This window comes from Azotobacter armeniacus (genome assembly GCF_054779355.1).
In genome coordinates this window covers 5,103-14,322 of record NZ_BAAGYK010000073.1, presented here as the reverse complement: position 1 = coordinate 14,322, position 9,220 = coordinate 5,103, and the positions used below count along the sequence as shown (strand labels likewise).

Here is a 9,220-nt window from a genome sequence, read left to right as displayed (position 1 = left end):
AGGTCCGTCCGCTTGCCTGGCGCCGACCTCGTGTCCTGGATTTCAGACCTTCGCTGCCTTGCTCGCTGTAGCGTTTGGACCAGGCTAGTACGGTACTCAGATGTGCGCCCAATACGTCGGCAATCTCTTGCCAAGTCAGTCCGCGCTGCTCTCGCAGATTCATGGCCAGGCGTCGCATCTGGTCCTGAGTTTCTCGAGAGAGCTTTCGGGCATCGATCTTTTTCATGCCTCTTTATATCGTGAATTTGATTGCCTGGTTAATAGGAGATAAATTAATAGAATCCAGGCTCTCCCCGGTGTCAGGATAGTTGCCGCCTGATCGGACTCATCAAAACCAAACCCCAGAGGTAGAAAGAGTCGTGCAATGCTGCATTATTTGCCTGAACGCAAGGCCGCCCTGCTGAAGAGGCTGTTGCCGCCGTCGAACCTGTCCGTGGCCGAACTGGCCCGCCAGGAAGCGCGCAGGTCTCTTCTTCCTCGGTCAGCGATAAGGCGGGGGTTTCAAGAGAGAGGGGGAAATGCCTGAAGTTAGGTGTTTTTCGGGTGAGATTGGGGAAGTGACGGGCGTGCCTTTCGCCTGGGGAAAGGCACGCCCGAAGCGGATTAGCGGGCTTCCGCCTGCTGGTTGCCGTGGGCCGGCTGGCGCCAGCGGTAGAAGGCCTTTTCCAGCTCCACCGCCAGGCACACGCCGACCGCGCCGATCAGGCACCAGCCCCAGGCGTTCAGGCTGAGGTCGGCGGTGTCGAACAGCGTCTGCATGGGCGTCCAGTAGGTGAAGGCCAACTGCAACAGCAGCAGCAGCAGCACCATGGCCCAGACCAAGGGATTGTGCCGGATGCCGAAGTAGGCCGGCTCGCGCAGGCGGCGGCAGCTGAACAGGTAGCCCGCCTCGCCGGCGACCAGCACGTTGAGGGCCAGGGTGCGGCTTTCCTCCAGCGTCCAGCCCTGGTGTTGGGTGAGCAGGAACAGGCCGAGGCTCGCCACGGTCAGCAGCAGCGACACGCAGAGCACCCGCCAGAGCACCCAGCCGCTCAGCAGGGGGGTCCTGGGGTCGCGTGGCGGCTGCTGCATGAGCCCGCGCTCAGCCGGCTCGAAGGCCAGGGTCAGGGCCAGGGTCACAGCGGTGATCATGTTGACCCAGAGGATCTGCAGCGGGGTGATCGGCAAGGGCAGGCCGAGGGCGATGGCCGCCAGAAGCACCATGGCCTGCCCGCCGCTGGTGGGCAGGATGAACAGGATCGACTTCTTCAGATTGTCATAGACGGTGCGCCCCTCGGCCACTGCCTCCACCAGGGTGGCGAAATTGTCGTCGGCCAGCACCATCTGCGCCGCTTCCTTGGCCGCCTCGGTGCCCTTGATGCCCATGGCGATGCCGATATCGGCGCGTTTCAGCGCCGGGGCGTCGTTGACCCCGTCACCGGTCATCGCCACGCGGGCACCGCCGGCCTGTAGGCGCTCGACCAGGCGCAGCTTGTGGGTCGGGCTGGTACGGGCGAAAACGGAGGTCTCGGCCAGGCGGGCGTCCAGCTCGGCGTCGTTCAGTTCATCCAGCTCGGCGCCGGTCAGCGCCCGGCCCTCGCCGAGGCCCAGACGCTGCGCAATGGCGCCGGCGGTGGCGGCGTGGTCGCCGGTGATCATCTTCACCGCGATGCCGGCGCTGCGGCATTCAGCAATGGCATGGATGGCCTCCTCGCGCGGCGGGTCGATCATGCCCACCAGGCCGAGGAGGATGAAACCTTCGTTCAGGTCGTCCTCATCGAGCTGCTGCCGGGCCTTCCCCAAGGGCCGCATGGCCAGGCCGATCATGCGCAGGCCCTGGCTGGCGCCCTCGTCCAGGCGCTGATGCCAGTAGCGGCGCTCGAGGGGTTCGTCACTGCCCGCCCGCCATTGCCGCTGGCAGATTTCCAGCAGGCGTTCCGGGGCGCCGAACTGGTAGATCAGGCCGTGCCCGCCGTGGTCGTGGTGCAGGCTGGCCAGGCTGCGCCGGTCGGCGCTGAAGGGGATGGCATCGACCCGCGGAAGGTGCTGGCTTTCCTGGTGCAGGTGCAGCCCGGCCTTGCCGGCGAGGGTAAGCAGGGCAGCCTCGGTGGGATCGCCGGCGATGCACCAGCACTCTTCCAGAAGATGCAGGCTGGCGCTGTTGGCCAGCAGGCCGGCGCGGGCCAGCGCCAGCAGGTCGTCGGCGCTGTCCAGGTCGCACAGCCGGCCATCGTCGCAGTGGATGGTACCGCGCGGCGCATAGCCGATGCCGTCCACCTCGTAGCTGTGTTCGCGGGTGAAGACGCGCTGCACGGTCATCTCGTTGCGGGTCAGGGTGCCGGTCTTGTCCGAGCAGATCACCGTCACCGCGCCCAGGCTTTCCACCGCTGGCAGGCGGCGGATGATCGCCCGGTGGCGAGCCATGCGCTGCACGCCGAGGGCGAGGATGATCGTCAGCACCGCCGGCAGCCCTTCGGGGATGGCCGCCACGGCCAGGCCGACCGCGGCCATCAACATGTCGCCGATTGAGTAATCGCGCAGCAGCACGCCGAAGGCGAAGGTCGCCAGAGCCAGGCCGACGATGATCAGGGTGAGCTGCCGGGCGAAGTTCGCCATGTCGGCCAGCAGCGGGGTCTGCAGCCGCTGCACGTCTCTGAGCAGGTGGCTGATGCGGCCCAGCTCGGTGTGCCCGGCGGTGGCGACCACCAGGCCGACGCCGCTGCCAGCGCTGACCAGGGTGCCGGAGTAGGCCATGCTGCTGCGATCGCCCAGGCTGGCGGTGGCACCGACCGGCTCGCTCCGCTTGTCGCTGGGCAGGGATTCGCCGGTCAGCGCGGCCTCCTCGATGCGCAGGTTGCGGGTGTCGAGCAGGCGCAGATCGGCCGGCACGCGGTCGCCGGCCTCGAGCAGGACCAGATCGCCCGGCACCAGGTGTTCGGCCTCGACCACACTGACCTTGCCATCGCGGCGCACCCGGCTTTCCTGGGTGAGCATCTTCTGGATGGCGCGCATGGCCTGTTCAGCCTTGCCTTCCTGGATGAAGCCGACCAGTGCGTTGACCAGTACCACGCCGAAGATCACCGCGCTGTCCAGCCACTCGCCGAGGATCAGGGTGACCCCGCAGGCGGCCAGCAGTACGTAGATCAACAGGTTGTGGAACTGCAGCAGGAAGCGCTTCAGCGGCCCCTCGTGCTTGCGCTGCGGCAGGCGATTGGGGCCGTGCTGCTGCAGGCGGCGTTCGGCTTCGTCGGCGCTGAGTCCGTCCAGGCAGCTGTCCAGCGCGGCCAGGCTGGCCTCGGCCGGTTGGGTGTGCCAGTCGGTGTGCTGGTGACCTTGCATCGTATTCCTCGTCCTGTCTGTCTGCTAGGGTTCACAAGGGGCTGGAGAGCCCCGCAGGCCATCCGGCGCCTGCCTTCATATTCTCCCCCAGATCCTGCAGCTCGCGCACGGCGATAGGGCCGCTCTGCGACAGCAACCACCAGTGCAGCTGCCAGCTGTCCTGCACGGTTGCGGTCAATCGGTAGCCATTGTCCTCCCATTCCAGCCGCATGTCGCCGGAGAGCGATGTTGTGTTTGACCAGTCCGAACACGATCACCTTGCCGGCGGCACCCCAGCCCCGCTTGCCCTTCCTGCTGCAGCCGAAGGTGGTTTCGTCGCATTCGAGCTTCCGCGAAGGGCTCGCACAGTTGTTCCTCCTGGGCGCAGCAGGCTCGCAGCAATCAGGCCACTAACCCTCCCCGCTTGCCGGGGGATGGGGTGAAGCCGGACGCGGCCTTGATGGGAACGGTCTCGACCACGAAGGCGGACCTTACAAGAGCATCGTGGCCAAGGCCGCTCCCACCGACCCAGGAATCTCCCGGTTTGCCCCCCGACCACAGGCCATCGGTGACGGAATGCAGCGTTCTGCCGCCAAGCTTTCGCGCGATGCGTCTACCCTGAAAAAAGTCCCCAGCCACGGAACGCAGACATATGTACAACCAGTACTTCGGCTTTTCCGAGGCCCCCTTTTCCATCTCGCCCGATCCGCGCTATCTGTTCATGAGCGAGCGGCACCGCGAGGCGCTGGCCCACCTGCTCTACGGCCTGCAGATCGACGGCGGCTTCGTGCTGCTCACCGGCGAGGTCGGCACCGGCAAGACCACCCTCTGCCGCTGCCTGCTCGAACAGGTACCAGAGCACTGCGACATCGCCTTCATCTTCAACCCCAAGCTGAGCCGCCTGGAGTTGCTCGAGACCCTCTGCGAGGAATTGCACATCGCCCTGCCGGGAAACGTCTGCAGCCTCAAGGTGCTGTTCGACCGGCTCAACGCCCACCTGCTGGAGGGCAACGCCAGCGGCCGCCAGACGGTGCTCATCGTCGACGAGGCGCAGAACCTGTCCGCCGAGGTGCTGGAGCTGCTGCGCCTACTGACCAACCTGGAAACCGACCAGCACAAGCTGCTGCAGATCATCCTGCTCGGCCAGACGGAGCTGCGCGACATCGTAGCCCGCGAGGACATGCGCCAGCTCGCTCAGCGCATCGTCGCCCGCTACCACCTGGAACCGCTGTCGCGCCCGGAGATAGGCGCCTACGTCCGGCATCGCCTGGCTATCGCCGGCACCCAGGCCGTGCTCTTTGCGCCGCCGCTGCTGGAACACCTCTATCGGCTGAGCGGCGGCACGCCGCGGCTGATCAACATGATCTGCGACCGCGCCCTGCTCGGCGCCTATGTACAGGGCAAGGCCGCGGTGGACCGGGCCACCCTGGAAAGCGCCGCCCGCGAGGTGTTCGGCCCGGCGCGCCGGACGAAAATCCCCGCCGCGCTGGCCGCGGCCTTTGGCGTCAGCCTGCTCGCCGTCGCGCTCCCCCAGGCCGAAGCCACGCCTCCTCCCTCGCCCTCGTCCCCTCCTACGCCCACACAGGCAGCCTCCGCTCTGGACAACGGCAACGTGCCTTTGCAGTCGACGCCGCCCGCCTCCCAGGTGAAAGAGAACGACCCGCCCCTGGAGCCGCCGCGCCCCGAACCCGTCAAGCGACCGGAGGAGGACGTCGTCGGCCCCGCGGCCGAGGATTACTGGCAGCACGAGGCGCAGGCAGTACGCGCCCTGCTCAGCCACAGGCAAGCCGCCATCCGCCAGCCCAGCGATCTCGACTGCGCCTGTCAGCGATCCTGAACTATCGGGGATATCGCTGCCGCTCGCGCTGAGGATTCGCACCTGTTCCGGCGCGCATCGGCCATGGTTCGTTGAAACGACTTCGCACACCGGCTTGTCAAGAATAAGGCCAAGCCAAGGCCGGCCTGCGCCTGGACGCCCGGCGACACCGGGCGTCCTTGCCGAGGCAAACCATTGACCCCTGCTCGCCAGGAGCCACATCAAGGACTTCCCTATGAACCCATTTTTTCGTTTCAACTCGCCGGCGGGCACGACACTGCCCCTGTTGGCGCTTGCAGGCTGCTTCGGCCTGGTCGCCGAAGCGGGCGAGGAATCCTCGTTCAAATGCGGCGAGGAAATCTCCAGCTCCTTGGAGGCGATGATCTGCAAGGACCAGGCGCTCTCGGCCCTGAACCGCAAAATGGCCGAGGTCTATTCCGCGGCGCAAAAGAAGGCCTCCGGCGAGAACCCGCCGCTTCTGGAGGAACAGCAGCGCAGCTGGATCGAGAAGCGCAACGACTGCGAAAAAGCCGGGGAGCCGCCTCAATGCCTTCAGGAGAGCTATACACAGCGGATCGTCGAACTGCAGGCACGCTATGCACTGGTTTCCGTCAGCGGCGTCTTCACCTACACCTGCGATGACGACCAGAACAAGGTCATCCAGGCCAGCTTCTACAAAACCGACCCGCCATCGCTTTACGCCGAATACGGTGACCAGAACTCGGTCATGATCGCTCAGCCCAGCACTAGTGGCGCGAAATACGCCGGACAGAACGAAACGACGCTCTGGGAACATGACAACAAGGCGCTGGTTACCTGGGGCTACGACATGCCTGTCATGAAATGCGTCAAAACCCCCTTGATAGCGCCCACCAGCGACCTGCGCGACGCGCAGGGCAAGCCGGGCGGATAAGCTCGCCCGGGCCCAGTGGACTACCCGGGACTCTCCACTCCAGATCCCGTCACAGCCGCCACTCCACCCCCGCATAGACGCTGCGCCCATCGCCGGGCAGGAACTGGGCGCTGTCCTGCCCGCGGGCGTCGGCGATCACCCCGGTGGTGGAGGCGTAGCGGCGGTCGGAGAGGTTGCGGCCCTCGATGAAGAAGCTCGGCCCCTGTGCCGCCCGGTAGCCGGCCTTCAGTCCCCAGAGGGCATAGCGGTCGGTATACAGGGTCTCCGCATGGTCCACCGCATAGTGGCTCGGCACCCACTCGAAGGTCGGTCCGGCGTACCAGCCCGCCCGCTGCCAGAGCAGTTCGCCCTTGACGAACTGGCGCGGCACGCCGGCCAGGCGGTTGTCGCCGTAGACATCGTCGTCGTCGAAGCGGAAGTCGTTGAACAGGTACTGTCCGCGCAGCACGAAGGCGCCGACCGACCAGGAACCGCCCAGCTCGACGCCCTGGTGCAGGGTGCGGTCGGCGTTGACCGTGCCCAGCGGGTCGCCGTTGGCGTCGTTGAACGCCAGCAGCTCGTCGCGGATCTCGCTGCGGTAGAGCGCCAGATCCAGCTCCACGCCGCCGCGCCCGTAGCGCAGGCCGGCCTCCCAGGTCCTGGCCCGCTGCGCGTCGTTCTTGCTCACCACCTGGCCGCCGGTCAGCTCGCTGAAGGTCGGCGGCTCGTAGCTCTGGCTGAAGTTGGCGAACAGCTGCACGCCCTCGGCCAGATCATGGCGCAGCCCGATGCGCCCGAGGCGGCCGACATAGGTCGCCTCGAAGGACTCGTCCTGGGCCACGCAGCTACTGCTGACCGAGGCGTTGCACTTGAAGCGGTCGTCGACCTCGCGCTCCTGGTGCAGCCAGGCGGCGCCGACGATCAGTGCCCAGCGCTCGGCCAACGGGATTTCCAGCTCGGCGAAGGCATTCAGGTTGCGCGCGGTCTGGTGCAGCTCGTTGAGCTTGCGCCCGGCGTGGCCGCCGACATTCTGGTGGCGCACGTCGCGGTTGCGCCCGTGGCTGGCCTCGATGCCGCCGGTCCAGCGCCAGCCCTGGCGCTGCCACTTGTGGGTCAGCCGCAGACCGTAGTCCTCGCTGTCCACGTCGAGCACCTGGAAGATCGGGTGCCAGAGATCCTTCTCGCTGTAGAAGCTCGCCAGCTCCAGGCTGTGGCCGCCGTCCAGCTGCCAGACGGTGCGGTTGCCGATGCGGTCGAGGGTGAAGTCGCGGCGCTGGTCGTTGCGCAGGTTGTTCGGGGCGGCCTGCTCGTCGTCGTCACGCAGCTGCGCCTTGGTCAGGTTGCCCGGCAGTTCGGAGTCGGTTTCCACATGGGTCAGGTAGAACCGGGTGGACAGGCGATCCGTGAGCCGCCCGCCGAGGTTGGCGAAGTAGCGCTGGTTGTCCTGCCGGGCATGCTCGCGGAAGCCGTCCTGAGAGGAGTCGGTCAGGCTCAGGTAGGCGTCCCAGTCGCCGAAGTCCTCGGCGACCGCCATGAACAGCCGCTGATAGTCGAAGCTGCCGCCTTCGTAGCGCAGGTCCAGCGGCGGCGCGCTCCTGCCGGTGGGCGCGACGAAGTTGACCGCCCCGCCGAGGGTGGCCGTCCCGTAGTGCCAGGCGTTGGCGCCGCGCAGCACCTCGATATGGTCGGTGGCCAGCGGCTCGATGACCTGGAAGTCGAAACTGCCGTCGGCCAGATTGACCGGCGCGCCGTCCTGCATCAGCAGCAGGCCGCGGCCGTGGAAGGTGCGCTGCAGGCCAGAGCCGCGGATCGACAGGCGCGACTCCTCGGCGCCGAAGCGCGGCTGGACGAACACCCCGGTGGCCAGCCCCAGGGCGTCCTGCAGGGTGCTGCTGCGGCCGGTCTTGTAAGTTTCCCCGTCGACCAGCGTGGCGCCGCCGGGAATCCGGGCGAACTCGGCGCGCTTTTCGGCCAGGGTCGGTGTGGTCGGGTCCGCCTCGCGGCGTCCGTCGATAGTCATGCTTTCCAGCTCGATCCGCTCGGCAAGAGCAGGCGAAGCCAGGCCGGCGCTCAGGGCCAGCAGGCTCAGAATGGATGAAGGGCGCATCCCCGTTCTCCTGAAGTTGTTTTGCATTCCGTGTCGGGCGTGGCCCGGCCGTGGCCGGAACCACACCAAAATCGCGGGAAAGGTCGGCGCACCGGCGCACGCCCCCGCCCCGGGCAGGCCCGGAAGGGAACGGCGGCGACGGCCGCGCAGAATCAGGGGGCGCGGGGGTTGGCCGGAGGCCAGTGCTGACGCGGAGATGCCTTGCCGCGCCGGGTCAGGCTGCGGCGCCAAGGGCGCAGCGGGCGCAGCCAGGCGCTCAGGGCGAATAGCAGGGCCAGATCGACGAGAGCGAGGGAAGTGCAGAACGGGCAGTTGGCGAAGGCCGCGGTGCCAATGGAGTCGCCGGCAGCGCCATCCAGTGTCGGCCCGGCATGCCCCTCGGCCGAACAGAACAGCCCACCCACGCCGGCCAGCGCGAAGCCAGCCATCTGCCCATGACCGATGCTGCAGTGCAACGCGCTCAGCAGAACGCTGAAATACAGCATCCAGGCAATCAGCGAGCGGTGGTCACGCGGGAGGTTCATGGGAGCGGGAACGGGCCGGAGGCTCGGGGATAGAAATCTATCCGATGGCAGCAACCCATGACAGCCCTGGCCGCTCCTCTTTACACTTCCCCCCCTGCCTTGCCGTTCCCGGCCGATTCCCCTATCGCCCATGCCGCCACTCATCCAGCTCTTCATCCGCCTGCCCTCCGCCGGACTGCTGCTCATCCAGTTGCTGGGCGTACTGCTCTATCCGCTGATGGAGGACACCCACACCGGGCCAGCGCTGTTCGGTGCCTTCGGGATAATCGTGCTGGGTGCGGCGCTGCGCATGGTGCGCCGCAGTGCGGCAGTGACCTGGATCGCCCTGCTGCTGGCCAGCGCGACCTTCACCCTGCTGGCCTGGGCCTTCGCCTATCTGTTCAGTGCCTGCCAGCTCCTCGCACCGAGCAGTTTCGTCGGGCCGGTCGAGCCCGAGGCGACACGCAGCTGGCTGGAGCTGTTGTTTCTCAGCTTCACCACCCTCTCCGGCGTCGGTCTCGGCGATATCCTCCCGCTCAGGCCCTTTTCCCGCGCCCTGGTGATGCTCGAGGAATTTGCCGGGGTCATGTATTTCACCCTGGTAG

7 protein-coding genes are annotated in these 9,220 nt (G+C 67.0%); 3 read left to right on the top strand and 4 right to left on the bottom strand.

What is annotated here, in order from left to right:
• On the bottom strand, nucleotides 1-226 hold a 226-nt coding region (locus tag ACYVD0_RS12085; protein WP_460427038.1), incomplete at its 3' end, for a helix-turn-helix domain-containing protein.
• 377 nt (nucleotides 227-603) lie between these two features.
• The gene (locus tag ACYVD0_RS12080; RefSeq protein WP_460427037.1) at nucleotides 604-3,318 is read right to left on the bottom strand and encodes a cation-transporting P-type ATPase; all 2,715 of its coding nucleotides are present in this window, start codon (nucleotides 3,316-3,318) and stop codon (nucleotides 604-606) included.
• A 631-nt stretch (nucleotides 3,319-3,949) separates the two neighbouring features.
• Here ACYVD0_RS12080 and ACYVD0_RS12075 point away from each other — a divergent pair.
• Both ACYVD0_RS12075 and ACYVD0_RS12070 read left to right on the top strand, forming a co-directional pair.
• Nucleotides 3,950-5,134 carry an ExeA family protein gene (locus ACYVD0_RS12075; RefSeq protein WP_460427036.1) on the top strand — a complete coding sequence of 395 codons (1,185 nt, stop codon included), beginning with the start codon at nucleotides 3,950-3,952 and terminating at the stop codon, nucleotides 5,132-5,134.
• Between the two features lie 265 nt (nucleotides 5,135-5,399).
• Nucleotides 5,400-6,026: an MliC family protein gene (locus tag ACYVD0_RS12070; RefSeq protein ID WP_460427035.1), complete on the top strand. Its 627-nt coding sequence runs from the start codon at nucleotides 5,400-5,402 to the stop codon at nucleotides 6,024-6,026.
• 49 nt (nucleotides 6,027-6,075) lie between these two features.
• Here the strand turns inward: ACYVD0_RS12070 and ACYVD0_RS12065 are convergent, their stop codons facing one another.
• Nucleotides 6,076-8,112, bottom strand: a complete 2,037-nt coding sequence (locus ACYVD0_RS12065; protein ID WP_460427034.1) for a TonB-dependent receptor family protein — start codon at nucleotides 8,110-8,112, stop codon at nucleotides 6,076-6,078.
• A 152-nt stretch (nucleotides 8,113-8,264) separates the two neighbouring features.
• Nucleotides 8,265-8,636 carry a DUF2946 domain-containing protein gene (locus ACYVD0_RS12060; RefSeq protein ID WP_460427033.1) on the bottom strand — a complete coding sequence of 124 codons (372 nt, stop codon included), beginning with the start codon at nucleotides 8,634-8,636 and terminating at the stop codon, nucleotides 8,265-8,267.
• A 130-nt stretch (nucleotides 8,637-8,766) separates the two neighbouring features.
• On the opposite strand from ACYVD0_RS12060, the gene ACYVD0_RS12055 reads away from it, so the two are divergent.
• Nucleotides 8,767-9,220 (top strand): ion channel (locus ACYVD0_RS12055; RefSeq protein WP_460427032.1); only part of this gene is annotated, 454 nt, incomplete at its 3' end.

Bases quoted from the DNA above. Each gene is read 5' to 3' on its own strand.
- ACYVD0_RS12080 (WP_460427037.1), bottom strand. From the start codon at position 3,318: ATGCAAGGTCACCAGCACACCGACTGGCACACCCAACCGGCCGAGGCC.
- ACYVD0_RS12075 (WP_460427036.1), top strand. From the start codon at position 3,950: ATGTACAACCAGTACTTCGGCTTTTCCGAGGCCCCCTTTTCCATCTCG.
- ACYVD0_RS12065 (WP_460427034.1), bottom strand. From the start codon at position 8,112: ATGCGCCCTTCATCCATTCTGAGCCTGCTGGCCCTGAGCGCCGGCCTG.
- ACYVD0_RS12060 (WP_460427033.1), bottom strand. From the start codon at position 8,636: ATGAACCTCCCGCGTGACCACCGCTCGCTGATTGCCTGGATGCTGTAT.